The sequence below is a fragment of the uncultured Winogradskyella sp. genome, from assembly GCF_947498005.1.
In the GTDB taxonomy this organism is placed as follows: Bacteria; Bacteroidota; Bacteroidia; order Flavobacteriales; family Flavobacteriaceae; genus Winogradskyella.
This window is the reverse complement of sequence record NZ_CANMIW010000005.1, coordinates 66,832-92,696: the sequence shown is the minus strand read 5'-3', so window position 1 is coordinate 92,696 and position 25,865 is coordinate 66,832. Positions and strand designations below refer to the sequence as shown.

The window sequence follows — 25,865 nt, the reverse complement described above, 5'->3', positions numbered from 1 at the left end:
AAGGGTTTAACAGCTAAACCAATAAAATTATGAAAGCAAATTTTTTAATGATAAGCATGGCGTTGTTACTTACTTTTGGATGTAAGAACAAATCAGAGAGTGAGTTAGAAACTTCAACCGAAGAAACAGAAATTATTACTACTAAACCAAGCTTAAAAGGAACTTGGGAACTTGTAGGATTTTATAATTATAAAGACGATGTTGTTGTAGACTCGTTTTCTAATAATACCATTTCTAGACAAATAAAGATGTACACAGATAGTAAAGTAATGTGGTGTAAATTACTAAAGACAGATTCTATTGAGTTTTTTGGTTATGGCTCTTATACTTACGATGATGGCCACCTTACTGAGTCTTTAGATTTTGGTTCTTCCTTTATGAACGAAGTTATTAAAGAACAACACGAATTTAATTTTGAATTGGAATTGTCAGAAAATAGATTTGAACAAATTGAATTAGATGAAGATGGACATAAAATCTATTCTGAAAATTATAAACGTATTGAGTAACGACTTCATTTTTTAAAACATATAAAGTCTGCGAGCACCTTTGGGAACAAATGCGTCGCAGACTTCAACCCTAACTAATAAATCACTAACTAAGTGATGCCAAATGCTTAATTCTTTAAAAGGTAAACTACTGTTAGTCTTAAATATGATGGTCCTGAATTTGGTGTTCTCCAATACGAGCTACCATCTAAATCATAACTATTAATAGAATAAATTCTATCTAGTTCTTCGCCAGCTGTTTTTGCTAATAATTCTGCATTTTTATTTGCATTTAGAAGTGCACTTTTTGCCAATTCTTCTATTTGTTTTTCTGATAAAACATCTTTTACTTGAACATAAGATGGCATTACTTGCGTCATGTTAATACCTGTTACTTTTAATATCTCTTCTTTATCTGTTGTTTCAAAGTGAAATACGGTCCCTCCTTTTCTGTAGCCAGTTGCTGCATATGCTAAATCATCTTGTATAAACTTAGATGTGTCTATTCCAAGTTTCTTAATTGCCTCAAAATATTTTGTTTTTAATTCATCAAGTGTTGTACATGGATTCTCAGCATAATAACTGTTCTCTAAGGATAACGTAACGTCTGTTTTATATAACTGTTCTTCAGACTCAATAACTACAGAACCGTAAGATGTTATAGAGCGTTGATTTGTATTCTCTTGAGCCATAGCAAATGTTGATAAGCATAATAGCATTCCTAATATTAATTGTTTCATGATATAAATAGTTTAAAAGTTAATGGTAGATTTTAATAATTTTAATAGATTATACTGTGAACATAAACGATGCTGCAATCATCCAACCGCCAACGATTAGACCAAGAATCCCTAATTTTCCTAGCTTAGGCGCTAATTTCTCTCTCAATTTTGCTGCTTTTTCTTTAGCTGCTCCATTTTTACTTAACAATAGTTTATTGATCATTCCAAAACCTAGCATAAAACCAAGTGTTGCTTCAACAAAACTACCCGCTAATAAAGTAATCCACCATACAGGTGCTACAGTTAACCAACCCATATTAAGGAAGGCTGAGATAATTCCCCAAACTCCAAAGAAGCAAAAGACAATACCAATCCAACCTTGGTAAGGTGCTACTTTGTCTAACAACTCTTGTGCGTTAGGTTTTTTTGATAAAATAAGTGATGGTACTGCGATAATACTCAAAAGGATTAATGAAATTCCGTAAATCATAAGTTCTAATTTTTAATGGTTAATTATGTTATTAATTATGATACAAATTTCAGTAAATAAGCAAGTGTGCAACAGACGGTAAGTAGTAAAATTGATTACCCTGTTTTCAGGGATAGCGATTTTATGGCAAAAAAAACAGGCGTAATGGCCTGTTATTATTCAATAGTTATATAAAAAATGTGTTTTAGTAATTAATCTAACATTCCTTTTTCTACAGCGTAGCGTGTTAGTCCTGCCAAATTACGAACACCTAATTTAGAGATCAAATTTTTACGATAACTTTCAATAGTATGTTTACTTAAAAATAATTGATCTGCAATTTCTTGTGTTGTAAACTCTTGAGCAATGAGTTTTAAAACTTCGGTTTCTCTTTTACTTAAAGAGATTTCTGGTTCAGATTTTTCTGAAAACATGGCTTCCATTAAAATCTGTTTTATACGAGGCGAAAAATAATTCTGCCCTTCCAATATGGATTTTATAGCTTTAAGTAATTCGGTTTTTTCAGCATTTTTAGAAATATAGCCATTAGCATTTGCTTCCGTTAAGGTCTTTATTTTTTTAGCATCTTCTAGCATGCTAACCACTAATGTTTTAATTTTTGGAAACTCTTCTTTTATAGCTGCATTTAGTTCTACACCATCCATTTCTGGCATGTTTATATCTGTAATTACCAAATCAATATTTTCTTCGGTATTGATTCTTAAATATTTTAAAACCTGAATTCCTGTTTTTGCTGTGAGAATAATATTGATAGATGCTTCTTCTGCCAATATACTTGTTAATCCATCTAAAAACATGGAATGATCGTCTGCAATGATTATTGAAAATGGTGTGTTCATACGTTATGTTTGTGGTAAACTAATACTAATTACTGTGCCTCTATTTTCTGCGGTATTTATGGATATCGTTCCTTTAAATTCAGAAACTCTAGTTTCTATATTATTAAGACCTATGCCTTTATTGTTGGTGTTTAAATCAAACCCTATACCGTCATCTTCATAAATAAGCTCAATACTTTTTTCTTCAGGTAAAGTTGTCAATTGAATATTAACCTCCTCTGCCTTCGCATGTTTTAAAGCGTTAGTAATTAATTCTTTTACAATATTAAATAAAGTAACTTGAAGTGGCACAGCAATTGAATTTACTACGTCCTTTGGATAAGCATCAAAGCGCAAATCTACTGATGCGTCTTCACTTATATTTTGAATATAATTTTTGACTAAATCAGTAAAGGCAGTCGTTTCAAATTCTTTAGGAATTAAACTATGCGATATCTCTCTAACCTGGTTATAAGTATCGTCGAGCTGGTTTAAAATTTGTCTAAACTCTGGTTGATGATCGCCTAAACTATTCATTTTTAATTTTATACCTGCTAAATTACCTCCAATACTATCATGCAATTCTCTTGCAATTCTATCGCGTTCTTTAGACTGTACAGCAATTGCATTTTTTGCCAATTCTAATTCTTGCGATTGCAATAAGGTTTTTACTTCTTGCTGGTTAATAGCTTCTTGCTGTTTATTCAGTAAACTTTGGGTTTGAAGTTTTTGATAATACACAATTAACAACAAAATTACCGGAATTAAAATCACAATAAATCCAATAAGAAAGGCATATTTAATAGTGGATTGACGCTTAATCTCGGCTTCTTGTTTTATTTGGTCTTCTTGTAATAGATCAATTTCTTTTTCCTTTTTTAGGGTTTCATATTTTACCTCTAAATCTTTTACCAATCTTTGATTTTGCTTTTCTGCAATTTCATGACTTACCGACTGATATTGTGTCATTAGGCTATAAGCATTCTTAAAATCGCCTTTAACATTATATAACTTAACTAGAGCACTAATTACTTTTTGTTGCAACTCTAATCGATTCCATTGAATGGTATTTATGTAAGCTGTACTTAATGCCATTTCAGAAACATCATAGTTTTTTAACATGGCATAAGCATATCCTAACTTTAAAGTTGCCTCTATAAAGAGGTCATAAAAACCTTCGTTTAATGCTGCCACCTTAATACTTTCCGTATTATTAATCAACGTATTAAAATTGCCTTGTCTTAATTCAATTTCAGATAAATTGAGTTGTAATTGTAGTTTTTCTTTTGGAAAATTAGACAAGAAATTTTCAGATAGTGCATTATCAATCATCACTTCAGCCAAATCATATTCTTCATTTAAGACTAAATAAAGACTTTTTACGATGATATTTCTCAAATAAAAATCTTGATCGTTTTTAGTTTGTGGCAATTCCTCTAATAATGCCTGTGATTTTTGAAATTCTCCTTTATATAAATATGTTTCAGCAAGCTGTAATTTTAAATAATTTTGAATATTATTTTCTGAAGTAGATTGTTCTATACCTAGAATATAAGATTTTATAGCTTCATCAAATAATCCCATTTTTTGAGCAGCTACACCTTCAAAATACAATGCTCTTAGCCTAATATTTTTTATATTTTGAAACGTTGAATCCTTATAAAACGCTTCACTTTTAATCAATTGTCCATAATGCATCAGTGAATCTGCATGACCAGATTTTAAATAAATTTGAGCGATAGTATCCAAATATTGAAACCTAACTTGTTGTGATTCTGCAGCGTTTAAGTTAACATGAAGGTGATTACTTACAACTTGAGGCATGTGGCCAAAGGCCTTAAAATTAATATCATCTTGGCTATAACCAAGAAAGCATAAAATTATAAATAAAAGAAAAATTGGATTTTTAATTTGCATTACTACTATAGTATTCTAGTCACAAAAGTAATGTTTTACTGTTTTGTGCGATTTGGTATTGCAATATTAAATATTATGTTGTCTTAAATTATCACGGTTTTCAGTGAAAACCAAAAAAAGCCTAGAGGTCTTAAACTCTAGGCTTGTTTTATTTATGGGTTAAAAGTTTATTTCTTAATTAATCCTTTTAATAATGACAGTACAAATAATACTATAAAAATAAAAAAGATAATTTTAGCGATTCCTGCTGCTGCTCCTGCGATTCCTCCGAAGCCTAATACGGCTGCTATAATTGCGATTATGATAAATGTGATTGTCCAACGTAACATATGTTTTGGTTTTAAATTAATACTAAAATTAGCTAGTCTAATTTCTTACTGTAAAGATAAGCTTGATTATGGTAACTCTTTAACACAAACGCATAGATTACTAACTCATATAGAAACGTTTAGACATAAAAAAAAGGTATCATTTTTTCAAATGACACCCTTTTCTACTTAACCTAACCAACTTTGCTATTAATAAATATCTTCTAACGCGTTAATTTTAGCTAACCCGTTATTAATTGCGGATTTTTGAGACTGAAGAATTGATTTTGTACTCATAGGAAGACTTGTTTCATTTAACACATCTTCATATTCTTCTATGGCTGCTTTTTCTCCTCTTATTGCTTCATTTAACATAGACTCTTCGTCATTAGCCGAGAATAAACTTTTTACATCCATCCATGCTCTATGAGCAGAACCTGTAATACTTCCTCCTTTGTCTACATCTTGGTTGAAACTTCTAATTTCTTCTTTTAGTTCTCTTCCAAAATTTAGACGCTCTTGTGCTTTATTTCTAAAATAAGTCTTTAATGAAGCATGCTCTATATTTTCTGCTGCTTTCGTGAATCCTTTTTCCGCATCGTATGTTTTTTCTAATAAATTGTTTAATTTTTTTCCTACTTGTTCTGTGTAAGTACTCATTTTATATATGTTTTAAATTAATGGTACTTTATTTTTTAGATGTGTACCACTTTCCATCTCTTTTTATCTCTTACTCAACAAAAATATCATCTATTTCCCTGAAGGTTTAATGCATAAGATTTTTGTTTTAACTCAAATAAAAACCAACGTCATCACAATTACTTTTTTCGATGCTCTTCCATGTAGTTGTTGTATTTAGCACCGAGTTCATTCTTTTCTTTTTCGGTCAAAACTTTACCAGATAATTGAAAAAATGTATGTTCTTCATCTTCTAGATGATGCTCTACTTTCTCTTTTAAATCTTTTGCTATTTTTAACCATGCAGAAGAGTCTTTTTCCGTTTTTTCTAATTGCTCAATTAACTCGTCAATTTCATGATGTTCAGCAATACCATGTCTTGCATGCTCTTGCATCATATCTACAGGAATTAAGGGTTTGTAAAAATGGTGCTCCTCTGCGTTGGCATGCAATTCGAGTTCCATCCTTAATTCTTTAAATATCTGTGTTCTCTCCTTTGTATCGCCAGACGTCTGAGTTAGCTTGTCTAAAAGTGCTCTTTGAATGTCATGGTCATTTCTTATGGCTTCGTATATTTTCATTTCAGTTATATTTTTGGTTCCTTCAAATATATATTGATGCATATAACTCACTTTGCTCATAAGATTTAAAAATTAACTTAAATGCAGAAGAAACATTAAAAGTTAAATATTTTAAATCTATCTTTACTTAAATCTTTACAAACGATATGAAGCAATGCTAATTTGCATACCCGACATTAGTGGGTTTACACAATTTATGAGTGAAACGGATAATGAGTTAAACTCTAAAGTCATTCCCTCGCTTTTAAACGAAATAATCTATTCTAATGAAATAGGATTAAGAGTCTCAGAAATTGAAGGTGATGCCGTATTGTTTTATAAGCGAGGGGAATTACCCAAATTGAAAGATTTAATACGTCAATGTAAATACTTCTATACTCAGTTTTACAAACAGCTACGAAAATTAGAAATTAAACATCAACATAAAAGTGGCAGTAAATCCATACCAAAAACATTAGGCTTAAAAATTATATTGCATTATTCTGAAGAAATTGATTCAGTGCAAATAGGCAAGCATATAAAACTTATTGGTGAAGATGTTATTGTAGCGCATCGTTTATTAAAAAATGATATCAAAACTGACGAATACCTTCTGTTTTCTTCTAACCTATTAGATGAATACAACACCAAAGATTTAGATAGTAAATTATACTGGGACGATATTAAAAAGGGCAAGGATGTCTATGAGCATATTGGGGAGATAAAGTATACTTACATTGATTTAACCACATTATTAGACACATAAGAAATGACAGAAATATTAATTAGTGCGGAAAACACTAAAGACATCATAGAACAACTACAAAATAATATTGGAGGCGAAATATTAGAGCGTTGGGGAGAAAGCACTCTTGTTGTTAATAATGAAAAAGCAAACGGCACTGTTAAAGTAATACCATTTGATTGGGGCGTAAATTTAATGATTTATGATATTGAATTTTTAAGCGAAGTTGTACTAAGAATAGAAGCTACAGAATTCAATCCTATTCGTTTTATTTATAATCTTCAAGGCGAATTTTTACATCGATTTGGTATTCAAAGTCGAGAAGCCTTAATAGAACAATTTCAAACTTTAATTTTTACAAATAAAACTGATGGTATTAATTGTTTGCATTTTAAAGAAGGTGTGAGAATTGAAACGAATATTATTCAAATAGTTAGAAAAGACTTTTTGAAGAAACGAACTACCAAAGTTTCTACCTTGAATAAAAAGTTACAAGAAGTATTTGTTGACACTGATCATGACAATAGATTTTCGCATCATGGCACCTTAAACTTAAAAATGGCAGACCACGTTAAAAAATTACATAACATTAAAACAAAAGGAATGTTGCGTATTTTAAAAATGGAAGCCAAAGTTTATGAGATATTATCGTTACATATTCAACAATATATTAAACAATCCCAAGGGGTAGAATTACCCACTTCATTAGTGAAAAGTGAATTGAAACGAATTCGAAAAGTTGGAGAGAAAATATTAAAGAACCCTTCAAAATCTTATAATTTGGAAGATTTATCTAATGAAACTGGTTTATCTCAAGCCAAGCTCCAAGATGGTTTTAAATTTTTATATACACGTACGGTTACTGAATTTATTCGTCATGTAAGATTAGAGCAAGCACGAGATTTACTTAAAACTACCGATTTAAATATCTCTCAAGTTGTTTATACTATTGGCTTTACTAGCAGAAGTTATTTTTCTAAAATTTTTAAAGAAAAATATAATGTATCTCCAAACGAATTTAAGATGCAAACACCAACTAAGGTGGAGGTTATTTAATATCATTTTTTAAATAACCATTTCCTTATAATAGCTATAAAACTGTATTTACCGGTAAGTTTTAAAGCAGTGCTCAACCAATTTAATGGTTGCAAGTCTTCCTTGAAGTCTGCTTTTACTAGTTTCAGTTCTTCCCAGGCTATATCGCGTTCTAGTTTAAAACGTTTTAAATCATTATCGATATCGTCAAAATTTGTATATGTCTTCATGTTAATTAAAAAATTTAAGTCCTACCCTTTTAATTATTGCTGAGTTAAATTTTGTTCTCATCATATAAAGAGCCAACGATAAAACCACATAAATAACGCCAACTATTAAAAAACCTAGAGCAAAACTGTTTACTGACTTACCTATTTCTAATGCTAATGCAATAGAAAGAAATACTAATCCCGCAAATACCAAACTACCAACAACTAATACTTTTGTCATTAGACTTAATGACAAGGTTAATTGTTGAAAAATCTTCAATTTAAAATATTGGTGAGACGCTTTTACGTAACGCTCACCAATATGAGAAGCTTTATTAGTTGTATCGTTTATGTCGTTAAAAACACTCATCAATTAGGCTTTTTTCTGTAAGTTCTTGTTCTTAGCTTTTAAATCTTTTAATTTAGATTCTAGTGTAGTTATTACGTCCTCAGCTTTATAGCTAGCATTAGAAACAATAGATTCAACTTGGTGATCTAAATTTTCTTTCTGTGAGGAAATCGTATCGCCTAATGAGTCTCTTATTTCAGATGCTTTTTCAGCCATCAAATCTCTCTTTGCTGCAGCTTCATCTGCAATTCTTTGTCTTGTAATACTTCCTTTATCTGGCGCAAACAAGATACCTAAAACTGTACCTACTGCTGTTCCTGCTAAAATTCCTAAAACTGTATTTCCGTTATTACTCATAATGTTATTTTTTAATTTAATATAATTTTCAGCGCTTTGCTGTGACACAAAGATATAAGCAACTTTTGCCTATGCTTAACTCTATACATAACGATTTTAGCTGTTTTGATAATTATCATTTACGTTAAACATTTTAGCTTTTAAACTAAACCATACTGAGTGAATAATTTAATTTTGAGGAAAACGATAAAACATGGCAGAAACAATAAAAACATATAATCCTTATAATGGTAATCAACTTGAGACATATAAATTAGAATCGAAAGACACCTTAAATGAAAAATTAGAATTAGCCGATCGAACTTTCAAATCTTGGAAAAATTATGAGATTGAAGAACGTATAGAGTTATTAAAGGTTCTAGCAAATGTAACTTTTGAGAACAAATCGAATCTAAGTCAACTTATTACTTCCGAAATGGGGAAACCTGTTAAGGAAAGTGTAGCCGAAATCGAAAAATGTATTCTTTTAATTGATTTTTATATAAAAAATGCAGATCAGTTTCTGCAAGATGATATTATAAAGACTGAAGCGGTTGAAAGCTTTATTAGCTACGACCCATTGGGCTGTATTTTAGCCATTATGCCATGGAATTACCCATTTTGGCAAGTATTCCGGTTTGCGATTCCCACTTTAACAGCAGGCAACGTTGGTTTATTAAAGCATGCTTCTAATGTTACTGGCTGTGCCGTTGCGATTGAAAAATTATTTATTGATGCAGGTTTTCCTAAAGGTTGTTTTCAAACCTTAGTTACGGACCATGATACTGTTGAAGATTTATTGAAAAATGACATCGTTAAGGCAGTTTCATTAACAGGAAGCGAGAAGGCGGGACGAAAAATCGCAGAACTTGCTGGCAAGAATTTAAAAACATCACTATTAGAATTGGGTGGAAACAATGCCTGTATTATACTAAATGATGCGGATTTAGATGAGCATATTGATACTATAGTTAAAGCTAGAATGCAGAACTCTGGTCAAAGTTGTATAGCAGCCAAACGTTTTATAGTAGAAGAAACTATTTATGATGAATTTATAGAGAAATTTACATCTAAAGTAAAAGACTTAGAATATGGAGACCCTACACATACTGACACAACTATATCATGTATGGCTCGAGAAGATTTAGCCGAAGAATTAGAAGAACAGGTAAAAAAATCTATCGCGTTAGGCGCAAATGTGCTCCTAGGAAATAAAAGAGATGGCGCTTATTATCAACCCACAATATTAACTGATGTTACTGCTGAAATGCCAGTATTTAAAGAAGAAACCTTTGGACCAATGGCAGCCGTAATTAAAGTGAAAAACGAAGATGAAGCTTATAAAGTAGCTTCGAACTCAAAATTTGGATTAGGGACTATGGTGTTCACTTCAGATTATGAAGCAGCATCAAAACGTATTTCAGAAATTGAAGATGGTGCATTTTTTATCAATGAAATGGTAAAATCAGATCCAAGACTACCTTTTGGTGGTACTAAGATTTCAGGATATGGACGTGAATTATCTAAAGAAGGCATGCTTGCCTTTGTAAACAAGAAAACAATTTATATTAACAAATAAAAACAAAAATAAGATGAAATTTGTAAAAGAAGAAGATGAAGAAAGAGGAGATTATATTTTCCAAAAAGATGAAAAAACAAAATTTGGAGCACGGTTTATAATTCTAGTGCTAGTAATTTTGGTTGGTGTTGTAGTAGCATCAGGAATTCACTTTAAATGGTATTAAGCTAATATAATAAAAAAAGCTCAGCATTTGCTGAGCTTTTTTTATTGAAAGTCGGGGTGGCAGGATTCGAACCTGCGGCCTCCACGTCCCAAACGTGGCGCGATAACCGGGCTACGCTACACCCCGAATTTAGGTTTCCCAATTTCGGAATGCAAATATAGAGTTTTTCTTTAAAATCTAGCAACATTTAATTAACTTTAAAAACTAATCTTTTTTCTTTTAAAAATTATGAATTTAAAACGCCTCGCTTTTTGCTTTATTCTATTCAGTACAATAGCTTGTGCTCAAGATAAAAACCCAATTAATAAAGAAAATAGCCATGAAATCATTGTAGATAACCTCATTATTCCTTGGGGTTTTACATTCTTACCCGATAGTTCTATTTTAATCACGGAAAAATCGGGAGAGTTAATCCATTTTAAGGATAATAAAAAAACTACAATTTCAGGACTCCCAAAAATTTACAACCGAGGCCAAGGCGGTTTACTTGATATTTTGTTACACCCAGACTATAAGAGCAATGGTTGGCTTTATTTTTCATACGCCTCTTCTGATGGAGAAGATTCCGGAGGAAATACGGCTATTGCTAGAGCGCAAATTAAAGACAATAGCTTAATCAACTTAGAAGTATTGTATAAAGCTGCACCTAATTCTACAAAAGGGCAACACTTTGGGTCACGTTTAATTTTTGATGATAATGGATTTCTCTTTTTCTCAATTGGCGATCGTGGAAATAGAGATGAAAATCCTCAGGATATAACTAAAGATTGCGGTAAGATATACCGGATCAATGATGACGGTACAATACCTGCAGACAATCCGTTTGTTGATGAAGATAATGCTAAAACGGCAATCTTTTCTTATGGTCACAGAAACCCTCAAGGCATGACACTACATCCTGAAACTAAAGAAATTTGGACTAATGAACATGGACCAAAAGGAGGCGATGAAATAAATGTTATAAAAAAAGGACTAAATTATGGTTGGCCAATTATTAGCCATGGCGTTAATTATAGTGGTACAAAATTCACTGAGATTACCGAGAAAGAAGGTATGGAACAACCAATTCATTACTGGGATCCATCAATAGCGCCAAGCGGAATGGTGTTTATAAATAGCGATAAATATGGAGACTGGAGTAAAAATTTACTTATTGGCTCTCTAAAGTTTCAGTATTTAAATATGTGCACTATTAAAGACAATAAAGTTATAAAAGAAGAACGCCTTTTAGATGGTTTAGGTCGTGTAAGATGTGTTAAACAAGGACCTGACGGTTACATTTATGTCGCAATAGAAAATTTAGGTATTGTAAAATTGACAAGAAAATGAAAAACTACATTCTAATTATATCACTACTATTTTCGCTAACATCTTGTGATTCGAAGCAAAACAAACAGAACTACATTTCTGAAAACCAGGATCAATCCCCTCTTAAAGAAAGTATAACACGAGGCAGCGTTATATATGATGATTTTTGTGTTTCCTGCCATCTACCCAATGGTAAAGGTGTAACGAAAGTCTTTCCGCCTTTAGCAAACTCAGATTTTCTAAAAGACAATCAAGCAAAAAGTATAAAAGCCATTAAATACGGCTTAACTGGAGAAATTGTAGTCAATGGCATCACATATAATAGCAATATGACAGCTTTAGGACTCTCTGATAAGGAAGTTGCAGATGTTACTAATTTTATAAATAATAGCTGGGAGAATAAAATAGATAATTTTGTTACACCTGAGAAAGTTTCTAAGTTATAAGTATGCTTTATACTTAAATAGCTAAATTTGTCAAACTCAAATAAATTAAGATAAAAATATGCTTATAATAGGAATTGCAGGTGGTACAGGCTGCGGAAAAACCACAGTAGTAAATACAATTTTAAAGGAACTTCCTGAAGGTCAAGTAGGTGTTATCTCTCAAGATTCTTATTACAAAGACACCTCGCATTTAAGCTTTGAAGAACGTGTAAAAATAAATTTTGACCATCCAAGATCTATAGATTTTGAATTGTTAGAACAACATCTTATACAGCTTAAAGAAGGTAAATCTATAAACCAACCTGTATATTCATTTGTAAAACATAATAGAACAGGAGATATTATAGTTACACAACCAAGAAAAGTAATGATTGTAGAAGGAATACTTATTCTTTCTCATCCAGAAATAAGAGATCTTTTTGATATAAAAATATTTGTTCATGCAGATTCTGATGAGCGTTTAATTCGTAGATTAAAAAGAGACATAACAGAACGCGGTAGAGATATTAACGAGGTTTTACAACGCTATCAAAATACATTAAAACCAATGCATCAACAATTCATTGAACCTATGAAAGAGTATGCGGATATTATAATGCCAAACAATAAGTATAATTCGGTAGCTGTAGATATCGTTAAAACTATTATTAACGAGCGCCTCTAATGAAATTTTTAAACTCTAAATATCTAAAACCATTCAAGAACATCTATATTATTGTTCTGGCTGTATTTGCAGTATGGATGCTGTTTTTTGATGCGCATTCATGGATATTTCATCATGAATTAAATTCAGATATAGAAGAGTTAGAATACCAAAAAGAACATTACAGAAATGAAATGGCAAAAGATGATAAGGCCATAAAAGAGTTGAGTACAGATGAAGGCATAGAACGCACAGCACGTGAAAACTACTACATGAAAAAGCCTAATGAAGACATATTTATTATTGAATATGAAGACAGCATAGCAAAACAAAAGAAAGATGAGTAACTCATTATTTAGTGATTTTGAAGGTGTTTCTTCAAAAGGATGGAAACAAAAAATACAGGTAGACTTAAAAGGAGCGGACTACAACGATACTTTAATTTGGAAAAACAATGAAGGTATTGATGTAAAACCTTTCTATCATTCAGATGAATTTGAATCGCTGCCAGACACTTCTATTAATCCAAAAACTACTTGGGCAATTAGCCAATTTATTCAAGTCAATACAGCTAAAGACAGCAATCTTAAAGCAATAGATGCGATAAGTCGTGGTGCAGAAAATATAATTTTTCATATCAAGGCTGATCATATTACACCTGAAGAATTATTCAAAAATATTGATTTAAGCGCAGTAAGTATTGATATTAAATGTGATTTTCTCTCAGAAGAATTCACACAGAAGATATTAGATTACACACATCATATTTCAAACGGATCACAAGTAACTATTCACACAGATATTATTGGTAATCTAGCCCAAACTGGCAATTGGTATGCAAATCTAAAAGGTGATCATATAAAATTTGAAGCTATTGTAAAATCAACCAATCAATTTAGTATTGATTTAGACTTATATCAAAATGCAGGAGCTACCATTATTCAACAATTAGCGTACGGTTTAGCGCATTGCAACGAATATTTAAATAGCATTGATAAAATACTAACTAAGGATGCCAAAACATCGCTTAATGTTACTTTTTGTACCGCTATTAGTTCAAACTATTTCTTCGAAATTGCAAAAATAAGAGCCTTACGCTTATTATGGTCAACCTTGGCTGCCGAATATGGTATTAATACAGATTGTAGAATTATCTCAACGCCAAGTAAACGAAATAAAACCATTTACGATTACAATGTAAATATGCTTAGAACTACTACTGAGTGCATGAGTGCAATACTAGGTGGTACAGATGTAGTTTACAACCTTCCTTACGATGTATTGTTTCATGAGTCTAATGAGTTCGGAGATCGTATTGCAAGAAATCAACTTTTAGTTTTAAAAAATGAGAGCTATTTCGATAAGGTAAATAATGCTGCTGATGGCGCTTATTATATCGAAAATATCACGAAACAATTCGCAGAAAAAGCACTTCTCCTTTTTAAAGATATTGAAGAGCAAGGTGGTTTTTTAAGTCAATTAAAAGAAGGTACTATTCAACGAAAAATTAAAGAAAGCGCAACTAAAGAACAGGCTAATTTTAATGCCGAAGAACTTGTGCTTTTAGGTACAAATAAGCATCCTAATTTAGCAGACAAAATGAAAAATGATTTAGAAGTCAGTCCATTTTTAAAAGTTAACAAGCGCAAAACCTTAATTGAACCAATTATTCAAAAAAGGCTATCTGAAAATTTGGAAATCAATAGATTAAACAAAGAATAAAACATGGTATTGAAAAAATCAATAGTACTAAAAATTAGTATTTTCCTACTATTTTTCACATCATGTTATGAAGTCGCAAAGGAGATTCAAGACTGGACACAAACCAATGCGTCAGATCTTATTATAAGTAAGCAACATTTACTTGAAGATGACGGAATAAAAATTGGGCTTCCAGAAAGTTTTGAGCGTTACAATATGGTGGACTACACCTCACTTCTAGACTCATTAGTTGTGGATAATACTGACTTAGAAATAGAACATACGCGATTAAAAATAATGCGAGAAATGGAAGGCAATCATTATGTGTTTTTTGATAGCATATCTAATTCAACCTATACCATCAACAGTGTTCCTTTTACACCCATTACAAGACAAGATGCTAAATTTTTACTAGGAATAATTAGACAAAACCAAGATCAAGTTTCTAGCATGACAGATCTTAACTACACAAAAATCACAGCTAAACATAACGTCTCAGGAAACACTCAAATATTTAAGGCTATTTATAAAATTGAAAACACAAAACTTAATCATCAAGCTTTTCAGCATGTTTATTTTGTATCTTCAAACAACAAAACCGTATTCATAAACCTCTCAACACCCTTTGAAGTCAATTTTGACCCTTATCTAGAAAAAATGATACTATAATGAGCAGAAAAAATCTTCAACATTTAGAGCTAGGTTCAATAACTAACAATAAACACCCTAGGCCAGTTAGCGATTTTTTAACAGCCGAAGACATCATTGTAAAATCGTTATACTCAAAAGACGACATCAAAAACATCGAACACCTTGATTTCGTTGCTGGGATCGCTCCATATTTACGCGGACCATACTCAACTATGTATGTGCGCAGACCATGGACCATTAGACAGTATGCAGGTTTTTCTACAGCAGAAGAAAGTAATGCCTTTTACAGACGTAATCTTGCTGCAGGACAAAAAGGCTTATCAGTGGCTTTTGACTTAGCAACACATAGAGGCTATGACTCTGATCATGAACGCGTCGTTGGCGATGTCGGTAAAGCTGGTGTAGCCATAGATTCTGTAGAAGACATGAAAATACTTTTCGATCAGATTCCATTAGATAAAATGTCGGTCTCAATGACCATGAATGGTGCTGTTTTGCCAATTCTAGCGTTTTATATTGTTGCAGCAGAAGAACAAGGCGTAACACCAGAACAGCTTGCAGGTACTATTCAAAATGATATTTTAAAAGAATTCATGGTGCGTAACACCTACATCTACCCTCCTACACCTTCCATGAAGATTATCTCAGATATCTTTGAGTACACAAGTAAAAATATGCCAAAATTTAATAGCATTAGCATCTCTGGCTATCACATGCAAGAAGCTGGTGCAACATGCGATATAGAATTAGCATACACTTTAGCAGATGGCTTAGAATATATTAGAAAAGGGCTTGCCGCTGGTATGGACATAGACACCTTTGCTCCTCGTCTATCTTTCTTCTGGGCAATTGGCATGAACCATTTTATGGAAATTGCAAAAATGAGAGCGGCTCGTATGCTTTGGGCAAAACTTGTAAAACAATTTAATCCTAAAAATCAAAAGTCTTTAGCGCTAAGAACGCACTGCCAAACATCTGGATGGAGTCTTACTGAACAAGACCCATTTAACAACGTGGTCAGAACATGTATTGAAGCATCCGCCGCAGCTTTTGGAGGCACTCAAAGTTTGCACACTAACGCATTAGATGAAGCGATAGCATTACCAACTGATTTCTCGGCAAGAATCGCAAGAAACACCCAAATATACCTACAAGAAGAAACACAAATTACAAAAACCGTAGATCCTTGGGCTGGAAGTTACTACGTTGAAAAATTAACTGATGATATCGCAAATAAAGCTTGGGAGCTCATTCAAGAAATTGAAGATTTAGGCGGAATGACCAAAGCAATTGAAGCCGGAATACCAAAACTTAGAATTGAAGAAGCTGCGGCACGAAAACAAGCACGAATTGATTCTGGTCAAGATGTCATTATTGGTGTTAACAAATATCAGTTAGAACAAGAAGACCCAATATCTACGCTTGAAGTAGATAATCAAACCGTTAGATTGCAGCAAATAGAACGTTTAGAGCATATTAAATCCACGCGAGACACCAATGCTGTTAATGACGCTTTAGCAAAATTAACAGAATCAGCTAAGTCACAGAATAATAATTTATTAGCTTTAGCAGTAATTGCAGCTAGAAATAGAGCCACCTTAGGAGAAATAAGCGATGCTCTAGAAGCGGAATTCGGACGACATAAAGCACAAATAAAATCATTTTCAGGCGTGTATAGTAAAGAAATAAAAGATGACAAAAGCTTCTTAAAAGCTAAAGAACTAGCGAATCAATTTGCAGAACAAGATGGCAGAAGACCAAGAATTATGATTGCCAAAATGGGTCAAGATGGTCATGATAGAGGAGCAAAAGTTGTAGCCACTGGTTATGCAGATGTAGGCTTCGATGTAGACATAGGACCACTGTTTCAAACACCAAAAGAAGCTGCAAAACAAGCCGTAGAAAACGACGTCCATATTTTAGGTGTATCTTCCTTAGCAGCAGGACATAAAACCCTAGTTCCTCAAGTAATAGACGAACTAAAAAGACATGGACGCGATGACATTATGGTTATTGTTGGTGGTGTAATCCCAAAGCAAGATTATCAATATTTATTTGACGCTGGTGCTGTTGCTGTTTTTGGTCCAGGAACAAAAATTAGTGATGCTGCAATTCAGATTTTAGAGATTTTAATTGATGAATAAAACATCAAAAATCCGTAGCCTTAAAATATTAAAAAGACTATTTCTTTTATTTTCAGTTTTAAGCTTATTTCTAATTCACTTTTTTATACCAAGATTAATAACTGAAATTAGAAATCCTATCGTAGGTTTAATTAAAAGAAATAAAAATATAGATTTCGATGTAGCTTCAAAATCAAAGAAAAACATACAGAGAAAAGAACTAAGCATTTCTTCTTTTGACGGCATAAAACTATCAGCGAGATTAACTCTTTCTAGCATAGACTCTACTTACGGAACAATAATTTTATTACATGGTATTCGTTCAAACAAGGATACCTTTTTCGATTTAAGTACCTACCTGGCTGAGAAAGGCTATAATTCTGTTGCGTTAGACTCTAGAGCACATGGCAAAAGCGAAGGACAATTCTGTACGTTTGGTGTAAATGAAAAGAAAGACATTAAAAAAGTTATTGATTATCTATCTACCGAAGAAAACTTAGACCATATTGGCATTTGGGGACAATCGCTTGGAGGTGCCATCGGTTTGCAAGCCATGGGCTTTGATCAGCGCATAAAATTTGGAATTATTGAAAGTACATTCTCAGATTTTAGAACAATTGTTAATGATTATTTTAAACTTCATGCTGGATTTAATTTCACTCCTTTTTCAAATTATTTAGTTAACAGAGCTGGAAGCATTGCAGAATTTGACCCTAATGATGCTAACCCATTAAAATATTGTGAAAATATTACACAACCTATACTTGTCGTTCATGGGAATAAAGATGATCGGATTAAAATAGAGTATGGAAAGAATAATTTTTCAAACATAAAAAGCGACGATAAAGAATTTATAGAAATAGATTCAGCTAACCACGTAAACGTATGGAAAGTTGGTGGAGACACCTATTTCAATAAAGTTCTGCAATTTTTAAATGAGCAAAAATTAAAGGCTCTTTAGACCAATTAAAACCGCTTTTCCTAATCTTTATCTTGATTAAAATTAAAGTTCTGTATATGCTCAAAGGCTGATAAACAATTTAATTTAATGTTAACAACTTCAATTTTATAAACTCGTAAATAATCGTAATTTTAAACCCTTATAACAAACCGAATCATTTGATGGGTAAAATCATTGCAATAGCAAACCAAAAAGGAGGTGTAGGCAAAACTACAACCTCTGTAAACCTTGCGGCTTCACTAGGAGCATTAGAGAAAAAAGTATTACTTATAGACGCAGATCCGCAAGCCAATGCGAGTTCTGGTTTAGGGATTGATGTAGATAATGTTGAGATTGGGTCTTATCAATTAATTGAGCACTCTGCAGATGCTAAAGCTGCCATTGTGACCTCTAATGCACCAAACGTTGATGTTATACCTTCACATATTGACCTTGTTGCCATTGAAATTGAGTTAGTAGATAAAGAAGCGCGTGAATACATGCTAAAAAAAGCTATCACTAAGCTAAAAGAAGATTATGACTATATTTTAATAGACTGCGCACCTTCACTTGGCTTATTAACCTTAAATGCATTAACTGCAGCAGATTCTGTTATAATACCAATACAATGCGAATATTTTGCCCTTGAAGGATTAGGCAAACTGTTAAATACTATTAAAAGTGTACAAAAAATACATAATGAAGCGTTAGACATTGAAGGCATGCTTTTAACGATGTTTGATTCTCGATTAAGACTTTCTAACCAAGTGGTAGAAGAAGTACAAAAGCATTTTAGTGATATGGTTTTTGAAACTATTATTCAACGAAATGTCAGATTAGGAGAAGCGCCAAGTTATGGTGAAAGCATCATTAATTATGATGTTAGTAGCAAAGGTGCTGCAAATTATTTAAGTTTAGCAAAAGAGTTGATAAAGAAAAATGAATTATAATGGCGAAAGCAACTAAAAAACAAGCTTTAGGTAGAGGTCTTTCTGCTTTATTGAAAGATCCTGAAAATGATATTAATTCTGCAGAAGATAAAAACGCAGATAAAGTTGTGGGCAATATTGTAGAATTAGAGCTTTCTAGTATTGAAGTCAATCCATTTCAGCCTAGAACTAATTTTAACGAAGAGTCACTAAGAGAATTAGCATCTTCTATCCGTGAATTAGGTGTTATACAACCTATAACAGTTAGAAAATTAGCTTTTAACAACTATCAATTAGTATCAGGTGAGCGTCGTTTTAGGGCTTCAAAATTAATTGGTCTAGAAGCCATACCTGCTTACATCAGAATTGCTAATGACCAAGAGTCTTTAGAAATGGCATTGGTTGAAAACATTCAACGCCAAGATTTAGATGCTATTGAAATTGCCTTATCATACCAACGCCTAATTGACGAAATCAATTTAACACAAGAGCAAATGAGCGAACGTGTAGGTAAAAAGCGTTCTACAATTGCTAATTACTTGCGTTTACTTAAATTAGATCCAATTATTCAAACTGGTATTCGTGATGGATTTATTAGTATGGGTCACGGAAGAGCGATGGTTAATATTGAAGACCAAGTTGATCAACTAGAAGTCTATGAAAAAATTATAACTAACAAACTATCTGTTAGAGCTACAGAACAATTAGTTAAAAATTTAGGTTCTAATCCGACTGATACTGAAGTAGAATCTACTAAAATTGAAATCCCTAAACACATTAAAAAAGGGGTTAAAGAATTTTCGGAATATTTTGGTCATAAAATAGATGTGAAAGTCGCTAAAAATGGAAGCGGAAAAATTACTATTCCATTTCATTCTGAAGAAGATTTTAATCGTATTAAAAAATTAGTTCAGCGTGAGAACAAATAAGCATTTCTTGGCAATTTTATTGTGCTTTGTTTCTGTTCTATTCTCATATTCTCAAATAGAAACGGACAGCACAAGTATTGCTGTTAATGATAAAGTTGTTATTGCAACGGATACATTGGTAAAGACTCCAATAGATCCGCTACGTCCTGCAAAAGCAGCATTTTTATCAGCTGTACTTCCAGGATTAGGCCAGGCTTATAATAAAAGGTATTGGAAAATCCCAATTGTTTGGGGCGCAATCGCAGGAGGTGTTTTAGTTTATGATTTTAACACTAAACAACTCGACCGTTATAGAGATGCTTATAAAAGACGTCTAGCTGGTTTTAAGGATGACGAGTTCTATGGCGATGGTGATTCACCTAACATTTCTACTGACGCACTTGTTAGAGCGCAAACACAAGCAAGACGAAATAAAGATCTTTCACTCCTAGTTACATTAGGTTTTTATGCTCTGAATATTTTGGATGCCAATATTGATGCACATTTACTTCAATTCAATGTGGATGATAATCTAAGTTTAAGTCCGCATTTTCAATATAATAAAATGGAAAACGCATCGGACTTAGGCTTAACACTTAACTTTAATTTTTAATATGAAAATAGCACTACTCGGTTATGGTAGAATGGGCAAAAGCATTGAGACTATCGCTGTAAATCGTGGTCACAGTATTACTTTAAAGGTTTCTGATAAAGACTCTGATTATGATTTTAAAAATGTTGATGTCGCTATAGACTTTAGCATTCCCTCTGTTGCTGTATATAATATTAAGAAAGCCTTAGACGCAGGAATTCCTGTAATTTCAGGCACGACAGGTTGGCTTGAACACTATGATGATATTGTTACGTATTGTAAGGACAATGATGGTACATTTCTATATGCCTCTAACTTTAGTTTAGGTGTAAATATCTTTTTCGAAATTAACAGAAGACTAAGTGAATTAATGTCTGGATTTAATGAGTATTCTACCGAGATGGTAGAAATTCATCATACTCAAAAACTTGATGCTCCAAGTGGTACTGCAATAACTTTAGCTGAAGAAGTTATAAAAAATTCTAACTATACCAACTGGACATTAGAATCACCAGAACCTAACGAGATTTTTATTGATGCTAAACGCATTGAAAACATTCCTGGCACGCACGAGGTTACCTACGACTCAGAAGTTGATTCTATAAACATTACACACACAGCACATAGTAGACAAGGTTTTGCGATGGGAGCTGTAATTGCTGCAGAATGGATTAAAGACAAAAAAGGCGTCTTTACTATGAAAGATGTGTTAAACATTGGTTAATTTACCAACGTTTTGAAACAAATTGAAATAATTTTCAACCTACTAGATTAAATATTGCATTATGAACTGGACACAGTGGTTTATCTTTTTACTCGTATTACAAATTATTCATGGTTTAGGCACATGGAAATTATATGTGAAAGCAGGCAGAAAAGCTTGGGAAGCATTTATACCTGTTTATAACGCGGTTATATTAATGAAGATAATTACACGTCCTTGGTGGTGGGTAATTTTAATGTTTCTTCCTATTGTAAACCTAATAATGATTCCTGCTGCATGGGTGGAAACAGCGCGTGCATTTGGAAAAGATACCAAGGTAGATGCTTTATTATGTATTATTACCCTAGGATTTTACCTCTATTATTTAAATTATGTTGCAGGTGTTGACTACGTTAAAGATAGAACACTTACGCCTAAAACATCGACAGGTGAATGGATTACCTCTATCCTATTTGCTATTGTAGCGGCTACCATCGTTCATACCTATTTCTTTCAACCTTTTGTTATTCCTTCATCTTCATTAGAAAAGTCATTACTTGTTGGCGACTTTCTAATCGTAAGTAAATTGCATTACGGACCAAGAGTACCAATGACAACTGTTGGAGCTCCAATGGTACACGATACTATTCCAAAATTAAACACTAAATCGTATTTATTTGATGATAATTATGAAGAACGTAACACCTCTTGGAAAAACAAACTTCAGTTACCTTATTTTAGATTACCTGGTTTTCAGAGCATAGAACGTAATGATATTGTAGTTTTCAATCAACCAGCAGATACGTTGTTGACTATGGATGACTTTAATCCAGACCGAAATTACTATAAACCAATTGACAAAAAAACCAATTTAGTAAAACGATGCGTAGGTGTTGCTGGTGATACGTTAGAGATTAGAAATGGCTATGTATTTATTAATGGCAAACAGAATAAATTGCCACCAAGAGCGCATATACAATTCTCTTATGATATTGTCTTTAAGAGACAATTACAACCCGCTCGAATTATAGACATATTAGAAAAACACGATATAACAGATGGTTTAGGCTACGGCACAACAGAAGGCTCGTATAGAATTCATGCTGCAACAGCAGAAGCTATTTCAAGGTTAAAATCGCATCCTGAAGTTGAAACTATAACTGCAATAAAAACACCTGCTGGTGTCGATGGAGAAATTTTCCCAAGAGATCCTAATTATAAATGGAATATTGACAATTTTGGACCAATGTGGATCCCGAAAGCTGGAGCTACAGTTCAACTTAATACTGAAAATATTTCTATCTACAAGCGTGCCATTGGAGAATATGAAGGTCATAAAGTTGTGACGAGAGGTAATCAAATTTTTATTGATGACCAAGTTGCGACATCTTATACTTTTAATCAAGATTATTATTGGATGATGGGTGACAACAGACACAATTCTATTGACAGTAGATTTTGGGGATTTGTACCTTACGATCATGTTTTTGGTAAGCCTGTATTTATTTGGATGAGTTTAGACGGCATCAATAAAGGAATAAAGAATTGGAGACCACGTTGGGATAGAATTTTTACTACTGTAAGCGGAAGTGGCGCTCGTACATCTTATTTAATTCCTTTTATAATTCTTATTTTAGGAATCACATTCTTTAATAAATGGCGTAAAAAGAAAAAGGCAAAGGAAAGCTAAGATTTGAATACTCTAATATATCCAAGTTATTTTCCAAATATTGCTAATTTTTGGGCAATGGTAAATTCTGATTCTGTTTATTTTGAAGTAAGTGATAATTACCAAAAGCAATCTTATAGAAACCGAATGGAAATCTATGGCGCAAATGGAAAATTAGCACTGACGGTTCCGGTTAGTTATTCTCAAAAGAACAGACAATTATATAAGGATGTAAAAATTGCGAATGAGGAACACTGGCAAATTCTTCATTTAAAGTCGTTACAGTCTGCGTATAGCATGTCACCTTTTTTCGAGTTTTATATTGATGATTTAATGCTTCTCTTTGAGCAGAAATTTGATTTTATCTTAGATTTTAATTTAGAATGCTTTGTTGTTATTAAAAATTGCCTTCAACTTGGCCTAGCACCAAATCACACTACATTCTTTGAAAAAGAACCTACTGGCAAAGTTGATTATAGAAATTTAGTAAAACGCAATACACAAATACACTCACTGCAGCCATACACACAAGTGTTTACAGAAAAACATGGATTTATTTCTAATCTTAGCATTTTAGATCTTTTGTTTAACGAAGGGCCAAATACAGAAATGTATTTACAACAACAGGTAATCACAATCAAATAACTAATTATGCTTCAGCCAATTGTACATTATGGAATACATTTTGGTTTACCATTAGTTATAGCATTACTTTTTTATAAAACCTATTGGTTAAAGGCTTATGGTATTATGATTTTAGGAATGCTCATAGATTTAGATCATCTCTTAGCGAATCCAATATTTGAGCCAAACCGCTGTAGTATTAATTTTCATCCGCTCCACTCCTACTATGTCATTGTAATTTATTTATTGATGCTCATACCTAAAAAGACGAGATTACTAGGCTTAGGATTAGTGATTCACATTATTGCAGATATTACAGACTGCAGCTTAATGTAGTTTTAAGGTTGCTTTTATGGGATAATGGTCTGAGAGTTTTTCTTCAAAGGTTTTAAAACCATTTACTGTAAAATCGTCGTGCGCCAAAATAAAATCAATACGCATTGGGAAGAATTTAAAATCATAAGTTCTACCAAAACCATTTCCAGCTTCTTCAAACGTATCTTTTAAGTCATCTCCTTTAACCTTTCTGTAGATGTAAGAATAGGCTGTGTTATTAAAGTCTCCTGTAACTATAGTTTTATAATGAGATTTAGCTTTGTGAGCTAAAAATAAATCAACCTGATCTTGTTGCGCCTTAAATGTAGATCCCACTTGCTTAAATAAATGACCTGATGTTTCATTCTTTAATTTATCCACATCAGTATCAATGCCAGAAGATTGTAAATGCAACGTATACACTCTTAAAGTATCTTTTTGTTTTACGACATCAACAAAAATGGCGTTGTTATATGTATTAGGAAATTCTAATGATCCGGAATTGATAATAGGATATTTAGAAAAAATAGATTGTCCGCCTTTAATTCCTGAGGTATACGTAGCATTAAAACTATAGTAACCATCTAACTTAATGGCGTTTCCACGACGGTATTCTTGAAAACACATTATATCAGGACTTTCAGTGGTTACTAATTTAATAACCTCTTCTTTTATTGTTTCACTCGGTAGCCAACCGTACCGATTTAACAATCTTACATTAAAAGACATGACTGTAAAATTATCTTCATCCTCTATTGCAGAAGACGCTGAGAATTTATACATAGAACCAATATAATTCCAGCCGAGAAGCAGAACTACAAGCGATAATAGCATTTGTTTTTTTACTCGTAATAGCCAAAATACAAAGAAAACTACATTAAGTATAATAAGTAACGGAACACCTAAACTCAGTACTGATAAAGTTGCAAAACTTTTAGGAGGTATGTAAGGTAAAATGTAAGAAATAAGCAGTAAAAATGCCACCAACGAATTGATGAAAAACAATATTTTACTACCAAATTTTAAACCTTTCACTATTTAATTATTTACCTGCTTTAAACAGAAATTCCTTCTCCTCGCTTGTGAGGCTCTCATATCCACTTTTACTAATCTTGTCGAGAATTAAATCTATTTTCTTCTGATTATTAAACGAATTAAACTCATCTTTAGTCTTACCAGCGTATTCCTTTTTGTTCTTTTTACGATGTACTGTTTTTAGATTAGATTTTGGTTTAAACAAACTCATAAAACTATCCATAGAGCGCTCAAAACCTAGGCCAATATCTGTACCTTTCAATAATCTAGTAGCATAGATATATCCTAACAAATAGCCTCCAAAATGCGCTACATAACCACCTTGATTAAGACCAGACAGCATTCTAAACAAATCCAATCCAACAATAACCATTGCAATATGCTTCCATTTTACATTGAAGGCATTAAATAACCTTATCTCAGTGTTAGGAATATAGACTGCCACAAATAGCAATAGCGCACTAACACCTGCAGATGCACCAACTAGCACATCATTTTCACCTATAAAGTTTACTGGTAAAAGATTGGCAACGGCCAAATACGCTAAACCTCCAAAAATAATTCCTAAAAAGTAAATATTAAGAATCATTTTTGATCTAAATAGATTGGTAGTCACTCTACTTAAATAAAAAAGAAACAACATATTTAATAGCAAGTGAAAAGGACCGCTATGCAAAAAACCATACGTTATTAATGACCATGGCTGAAATAAATAATTCATAAAGCCAGATGGTAATTCAAAATAGAAATAAACATTAAATCGCAATAACGATTTAAATACCAAGCCAATTAAAAACACGAGTACGTTAATGGCAATGATTTTGCCAAATACATCTAAGTTCTTAAACTTGTATTTTAAATTTTCAACTGTACTCATA

32 protein-coding genes and 1 tRNA gene are annotated in these 25,865 nt (G+C 32.4%); 20 read left to right on the top strand and 13 right to left on the bottom strand.

What is annotated here, in order from left to right:
• Positions 1-29 precede the first annotated feature (29 nt).
• Positions 30-509: a hypothetical protein gene (locus Q0891_RS10435; protein WP_299101410.1), complete on the top strand. Its 480-nt coding sequence runs from the start codon at positions 30-32 to the stop codon at positions 507-509.
• Positions 510-616: 107 nt separating this feature from the next.
• Here Q0891_RS10435 and Q0891_RS10430 read toward each other — a convergent pair whose 3' ends face one another.
• The 7 genes from Q0891_RS10430 to Q0891_RS10400 all read right to left on the bottom strand — a co-directional run bounded on the left by Q0891_RS10430 (position 617) and on the right by Q0891_RS10400 (position 6,002).
• Complete coding sequence (locus Q0891_RS10430; RefSeq protein WP_299101409.1) at positions 617-1,228, bottom strand: SIMPL domain-containing protein; 612 nt, start codon at positions 1,226-1,228, stop codon at positions 617-619.
• Between the two features lie 49 nt (positions 1,229-1,277).
• Positions 1,278-1,700: a hypothetical protein gene (locus Q0891_RS10425; RefSeq protein ID WP_299101407.1), complete on the bottom strand. Its 423-nt coding sequence runs from the start codon at positions 1,698-1,700 to the stop codon at positions 1,278-1,280.
• A gap of 191 nt (positions 1,701-1,891) precedes the next feature.
• A complete protein-coding gene (locus Q0891_RS10420) occupies positions 1,892-2,539 on the bottom strand; it encodes a response regulator transcription factor (protein ID WP_299101405.1) in 648 nt (215 codons plus the stop codon).
• 3 nt (positions 2,540-2,542) lie between these two features.
• Positions 2,543-4,435 carry a sensor histidine kinase gene (locus Q0891_RS10415; protein WP_299101403.1) on the bottom strand — a complete coding sequence of 631 codons (1,893 nt, stop codon included), beginning with the start codon at positions 4,433-4,435 and terminating at the stop codon, positions 2,543-2,545.
• Positions 4,436-4,602: 167 nt separating this feature from the next.
• Complete coding sequence (locus Q0891_RS10410) at positions 4,603-4,764, bottom strand: DUF1328 family protein (RefSeq protein WP_299101401.1); 162 nt, start codon at positions 4,762-4,764, stop codon at positions 4,603-4,605.
• 189 nt (positions 4,765-4,953) lie between these two features.
• Complete coding sequence (locus tag Q0891_RS10405; protein WP_299101399.1) at positions 4,954-5,403, bottom strand: PA2169 family four-helix-bundle protein; 450 nt, start codon at positions 5,401-5,403, stop codon at positions 4,954-4,956.
• A 158-nt stretch (positions 5,404-5,561) separates the two neighbouring features.
• Positions 5,562-6,002, bottom strand: a complete 441-nt coding sequence (locus Q0891_RS10400) for a hemerythrin domain-containing protein (protein WP_299101397.1) — start codon at positions 6,000-6,002, stop codon at positions 5,562-5,564.
• Between the two features lie 196 nt (positions 6,003-6,198).
• Here Q0891_RS10400 and Q0891_RS10395 point away from each other — a divergent pair, with 196 nt between their 5' ends.
• Together Q0891_RS10395 and Q0891_RS10390 are read left to right on the top strand one after the other, a co-directional pair.
• Positions 6,199-6,747, top strand: a complete 549-nt coding sequence (locus tag Q0891_RS10395; RefSeq protein WP_299101395.1) for a DUF2652 domain-containing protein — start codon at positions 6,199-6,201, stop codon at positions 6,745-6,747.
• Between the two features lie 3 nt (positions 6,748-6,750).
• Positions 6,751-7,782, top strand: coding sequence for an AraC family transcriptional regulator (locus tag Q0891_RS10390; protein WP_299101393.1), 1,032 nt, complete (start codon positions 6,751-6,753; stop codon positions 7,780-7,782).
• A 2-nt stretch (positions 7,783-7,784) separates the two neighbouring features.
• On the opposite strand, the gene Q0891_RS10385 is transcribed toward Q0891_RS10390, so the two are convergent.
• From Q0891_RS10385 to Q0891_RS10375, 3 genes are read right to left on the bottom strand one after another with little or no spacing between them, the layout of a single operon-like run.
• On the bottom strand, positions 7,785-7,991 hold the full coding sequence (locus Q0891_RS10385; protein WP_299101391.1) for a DUF6327 family protein: 207 nt from the start codon (positions 7,989-7,991) through the stop codon (positions 7,785-7,787).
• Position 7,992: 1 nt separating this feature from the next.
• Positions 7,993-8,340, bottom strand: a complete 348-nt coding sequence (locus Q0891_RS10380; RefSeq protein ID WP_299101389.1) for a hypothetical protein — start codon at positions 8,338-8,340, stop codon at positions 7,993-7,995.
• A 3-nt stretch (positions 8,341-8,343) separates the two neighbouring features.
• Positions 8,344-8,676, bottom strand: coding sequence for a YtxH domain-containing protein (locus Q0891_RS10375; protein WP_299101387.1), 333 nt, complete (start codon positions 8,674-8,676; stop codon positions 8,344-8,346).
• Between the two features lie 193 nt (positions 8,677-8,869).
• Here Q0891_RS10375 and Q0891_RS10370 point away from each other — a divergent pair, with 193 nt between their 5' ends.
• Entirely contained in the window at positions 8,870-10,234 is a 1,365-nt protein-coding gene (locus tag Q0891_RS10370) for an NAD-dependent succinate-semialdehyde dehydrogenase (protein WP_299101385.1), read from the top strand.
• Between the two features lie 13 nt (positions 10,235-10,247).
• Positions 10,248-10,400, top strand: coding sequence for a hypothetical protein (locus Q0891_RS10365; RefSeq protein WP_299101383.1), 153 nt, complete (start codon positions 10,248-10,250; stop codon positions 10,398-10,400).
• A 51-nt stretch (positions 10,401-10,451) separates the two neighbouring features.
• Here the strand turns inward: Q0891_RS10365 and Q0891_RS10360 are convergent.
• Positions 10,452-10,526 (bottom strand) — tRNA-Pro (locus Q0891_RS10360).
• Positions 10,527-10,628: 102 nt separating this feature from the next.
• Between Q0891_RS10360 and Q0891_RS10355 the strand changes: the two genes are divergently transcribed.
• From Q0891_RS10355 to Q0891_RS10285, 15 genes are all read left to right on the top strand, one after another.
• On the top strand, positions 10,629-11,729 hold the full coding sequence (locus tag Q0891_RS10355) for a PQQ-dependent sugar dehydrogenase (RefSeq protein ID WP_299101381.1): 1,101 nt from the start codon (positions 10,629-10,631) through the stop codon (positions 11,727-11,729).
• Complete coding sequence (locus Q0891_RS10350) at positions 11,726-12,154, top strand: cytochrome c (RefSeq protein ID WP_299101379.1); 429 nt, start codon at positions 11,726-11,728, stop codon at positions 12,152-12,154. The genes Q0891_RS10355 and Q0891_RS10350 overlap by 4 nt, the downstream gene beginning before the upstream one ends.
• A 58-nt stretch (positions 12,155-12,212) precedes the next feature.
• The gene (udk, locus tag Q0891_RS10345) at positions 12,213-12,818 is read left to right on the top strand and encodes a uridine kinase (RefSeq protein ID WP_299101377.1); all 606 of its coding nucleotides are present in this window, start codon (positions 12,213-12,215) and stop codon (positions 12,816-12,818) included.
• Positions 12,818-13,144 carry a septum formation initiator family protein gene (locus Q0891_RS10340; protein WP_299101374.1) on the top strand — a complete coding sequence of 109 codons (327 nt, stop codon included), beginning with the start codon at positions 12,818-12,820 and terminating at the stop codon, positions 13,142-13,144. The genes udk and Q0891_RS10340 overlap by 1 nt, the downstream gene beginning before the upstream one ends.
• Complete coding sequence (locus Q0891_RS10335; protein ID WP_299101372.1) at positions 13,137-14,519, top strand: methylmalonyl-CoA mutase subunit beta; 1,383 nt, start codon at positions 13,137-13,139, stop codon at positions 14,517-14,519. The genes Q0891_RS10340 and Q0891_RS10335 overlap by 8 nt, the downstream gene beginning before the upstream one ends.
• Before the next feature lie 9 nt (positions 14,520-14,528).
• Complete coding sequence (locus Q0891_RS10330) at positions 14,529-15,167, top strand: hypothetical protein (protein WP_299101371.1); 639 nt, start codon at positions 14,529-14,531, stop codon at positions 15,165-15,167.
• Positions 15,167-17,293 carry a methylmalonyl-CoA mutase gene (gene scpA, locus Q0891_RS10325; RefSeq protein WP_299101369.1) on the top strand — a complete coding sequence of 709 codons (2,127 nt, stop codon included), beginning with the start codon at positions 15,167-15,169 and terminating at the stop codon, positions 17,291-17,293. The genes Q0891_RS10330 and scpA overlap by 1 nt, the downstream gene beginning before the upstream one ends.
• Positions 17,286-18,233 carry an alpha/beta fold hydrolase gene (locus Q0891_RS10320; RefSeq protein ID WP_299101367.1) on the top strand — a complete coding sequence of 316 codons (948 nt, stop codon included), beginning with the start codon at positions 17,286-17,288 and terminating at the stop codon, positions 18,231-18,233. The genes scpA and Q0891_RS10320 overlap by 8 nt, the downstream gene beginning before the upstream one ends.
• Before the next feature lie 161 nt (positions 18,234-18,394).
• Positions 18,395-19,162 carry an AAA family ATPase gene (locus Q0891_RS10315; RefSeq protein WP_299101365.1) on the top strand — a complete coding sequence of 256 codons (768 nt, stop codon included), beginning with the start codon at positions 18,395-18,397 and terminating at the stop codon, positions 19,160-19,162.
• Positions 19,162-20,070, top strand: a complete 909-nt coding sequence (locus Q0891_RS10310) for a ParB/RepB/Spo0J family partition protein (RefSeq protein ID WP_299101363.1) — start codon at positions 19,162-19,164, stop codon at positions 20,068-20,070. Before Q0891_RS10315 ends, Q0891_RS10310 begins: the two co-directional genes overlap by 1 nt.
• Positions 20,057-20,662, top strand: a complete 606-nt coding sequence (locus Q0891_RS10305) for a DUF5683 domain-containing protein (RefSeq protein ID WP_299101361.1) — start codon at positions 20,057-20,059, stop codon at positions 20,660-20,662. Before Q0891_RS10310 ends, Q0891_RS10305 begins: the two co-directional genes overlap by 14 nt.
• A gap of 1 nt (position 20,663) precedes the next feature.
• On the top strand, positions 20,664-21,365 hold the full coding sequence (dapB, locus tag Q0891_RS10300) for a 4-hydroxy-tetrahydrodipicolinate reductase (protein WP_299101359.1): 702 nt from the start codon (positions 20,664-20,666) through the stop codon (positions 21,363-21,365).
• A 61-nt stretch (positions 21,366-21,426) separates the two neighbouring features.
• On the top strand, positions 21,427-23,034 hold the full coding sequence (gene lepB / locus Q0891_RS10295; protein ID WP_299101357.1) for a signal peptidase I: 1,608 nt from the start codon (positions 21,427-21,429) through the stop codon (positions 23,032-23,034).
• A 3-nt stretch (positions 23,035-23,037) separates the two neighbouring features.
• Entirely contained in the window at positions 23,038-23,658 is a 621-nt protein-coding gene (locus Q0891_RS10290; protein WP_299101355.1) for a WbqC family protein, read from the top strand.
• A 6-nt stretch (positions 23,659-23,664) separates the two neighbouring features.
• Positions 23,665-23,973 (top strand): DUF6122 family protein, encoded by a 309-nt coding sequence (locus Q0891_RS10285; protein WP_299101353.1) that lies wholly within the window; start codon positions 23,665-23,667, stop codon positions 23,971-23,973.
• Here the strand turns inward: Q0891_RS10285 and Q0891_RS10280 are convergent.
• Both Q0891_RS10280 and Q0891_RS10275 read right to left on the bottom strand, forming a co-directional pair.
• Positions 23,965-24,987, bottom strand: a complete 1,023-nt coding sequence (locus Q0891_RS10280) for an endonuclease/exonuclease/phosphatase family protein (RefSeq protein ID WP_299101351.1) — start codon at positions 24,985-24,987, stop codon at positions 23,965-23,967. The genes Q0891_RS10285 and Q0891_RS10280 overlap by 9 nt on opposite strands.
• A gap of 7 nt (positions 24,988-24,994) precedes the next feature.
• Positions 24,995-25,864: a rhomboid family intramembrane serine protease gene (locus Q0891_RS10275; protein ID WP_299101349.1), complete on the bottom strand. Its 870-nt coding sequence runs from the start codon at positions 25,862-25,864 to the stop codon at positions 24,995-24,997.
• Position 25,865: the final 1 nt, after the last annotated feature.

What these genes read in the sequence shown, in the direction of transcription:
- Q0891_RS10395 (WP_299101395.1), top strand. Translation starts at nt 6,199, where the DNA reads ATGAGTGAAACGGATAATGAGTTAAACTCTAAAGTCATTCCCTCGCTT.
- Q0891_RS10355 (WP_299101381.1), top strand. Translation starts at nt 10,629, where the DNA reads ATGAATTTAAAACGCCTCGCTTTTTGCTTTATTCTATTCAGTACAATA.
- Q0891_RS10430 (WP_299101409.1), bottom strand. Translation starts at nt 1,228, where the DNA reads ATGAAACAATTAATATTAGGAATGCTATTATGCTTATCAACATTTGCT.
- Q0891_RS10425 (WP_299101407.1), bottom strand. Translation starts at nt 1,700, where the DNA reads ATGATTTACGGAATTTCATTAATCCTTTTGAGTATTATCGCAGTACCA.
- Q0891_RS10400 (WP_299101397.1), bottom strand. Translation starts at nt 6,002, where the DNA reads ATGAAAATATACGAAGCCATAAGAAATGACCATGACATTCAAAGAGCA.
- scpA (WP_299101369.1), top strand. Translation starts at nt 15,167, where the DNA reads ATGAGCAGAAAAAATCTTCAACATTTAGAGCTAGGTTCAATAACTAAC.
- Q0891_RS10390 (WP_299101393.1), top strand. Translation starts at nt 6,751, where the DNA reads ATGACAGAAATATTAATTAGTGCGGAAAACACTAAAGACATCATAGAA.
- udk (WP_299101377.1), top strand. Translation starts at nt 12,213, where the DNA reads ATGCTTATAATAGGAATTGCAGGTGGTACAGGCTGCGGAAAAACCACA.
- Q0891_RS10335 (WP_299101372.1), top strand. Translation starts at nt 13,137, where the DNA reads ATGAGTAACTCATTATTTAGTGATTTTGAAGGTGTTTCTTCAAAAGGA.
- Q0891_RS10420 (WP_299101405.1), bottom strand. Translation starts at nt 2,539, where the DNA reads ATGAACACACCATTTTCAATAATCATTGCAGACGATCATTCCATGTTT.
- Q0891_RS10320 (WP_299101367.1), top strand. Translation starts at nt 17,286, where the DNA reads ATGAATAAAACATCAAAAATCCGTAGCCTTAAAATATTAAAAAGACTA.
- Q0891_RS10350 (WP_299101379.1), top strand. Translation starts at nt 11,726, where the DNA reads ATGAAAAACTACATTCTAATTATATCACTACTATTTTCGCTAACATCT.
- Q0891_RS10365 (WP_299101383.1), top strand. Translation starts at nt 10,248, where the DNA reads ATGAAATTTGTAAAAGAAGAAGATGAAGAAAGAGGAGATTATATTTTC.
- Q0891_RS10370 (WP_299101385.1), top strand. Translation starts at nt 8,870, where the DNA reads ATGGCAGAAACAATAAAAACATATAATCCTTATAATGGTAATCAACTT.
- Q0891_RS10435 (WP_299101410.1), top strand. Translation starts at nt 30, where the DNA reads ATGAAAGCAAATTTTTTAATGATAAGCATGGCGTTGTTACTTACTTTT.
- Q0891_RS10310 (WP_299101363.1), top strand. Translation starts at nt 19,162, where the DNA reads ATGGCGAAAGCAACTAAAAAACAAGCTTTAGGTAGAGGTCTTTCTGCT.
- Q0891_RS10415 (WP_299101403.1), bottom strand. Translation starts at nt 4,435, where the DNA reads ATGCAAATTAAAAATCCAATTTTTCTTTTATTTATAATTTTATGCTTT.
- Q0891_RS10405 (WP_299101399.1), bottom strand. Translation starts at nt 5,403, where the DNA reads ATGAGTACTTACACAGAACAAGTAGGAAAAAAATTAAACAATTTATTA.
- Q0891_RS10315 (WP_299101365.1), top strand. Translation starts at nt 18,395, where the DNA reads ATGGGTAAAATCATTGCAATAGCAAACCAAAAAGGAGGTGTAGGCAAA.
- Q0891_RS10375 (WP_299101387.1), bottom strand. Translation starts at nt 8,676, where the DNA reads ATGAGTAATAACGGAAATACAGTTTTAGGAATTTTAGCAGGAACAGCA.
- Q0891_RS10380 (WP_299101389.1), bottom strand. Translation starts at nt 8,340, where the DNA reads ATGAGTGTTTTTAACGACATAAACGATACAACTAATAAAGCTTCTCAT.
- dapB (WP_299101359.1), top strand. Translation starts at nt 20,664, where the DNA reads ATGAAAATAGCACTACTCGGTTATGGTAGAATGGGCAAAAGCATTGAG.
- Q0891_RS10385 (WP_299101391.1), bottom strand. Translation starts at nt 7,991, where the DNA reads ATGAAGACATATACAAATTTTGACGATATCGATAATGATTTAAAACGT.
- lepB (WP_299101357.1), top strand. Translation starts at nt 21,427, where the DNA reads ATGAACTGGACACAGTGGTTTATCTTTTTACTCGTATTACAAATTATT.
- Q0891_RS10340 (WP_299101374.1), top strand. Translation starts at nt 12,818, where the DNA reads ATGAAATTTTTAAACTCTAAATATCTAAAACCATTCAAGAACATCTAT.
- Q0891_RS10275 (WP_299101349.1), bottom strand. Translation starts at nt 25,864, where the DNA reads ATGAGTACAGTTGAAAATTTAAAATACAAGTTTAAGAACTTAGATGTA.
- Q0891_RS10285 (WP_299101353.1), top strand. Translation starts at nt 23,665, where the DNA reads ATGCTTCAGCCAATTGTACATTATGGAATACATTTTGGTTTACCATTA.
- Q0891_RS10410 (WP_299101401.1), bottom strand. Translation starts at nt 4,764, where the DNA reads ATGTTACGTTGGACAATCACATTTATCATAATCGCAATTATAGCAGCC.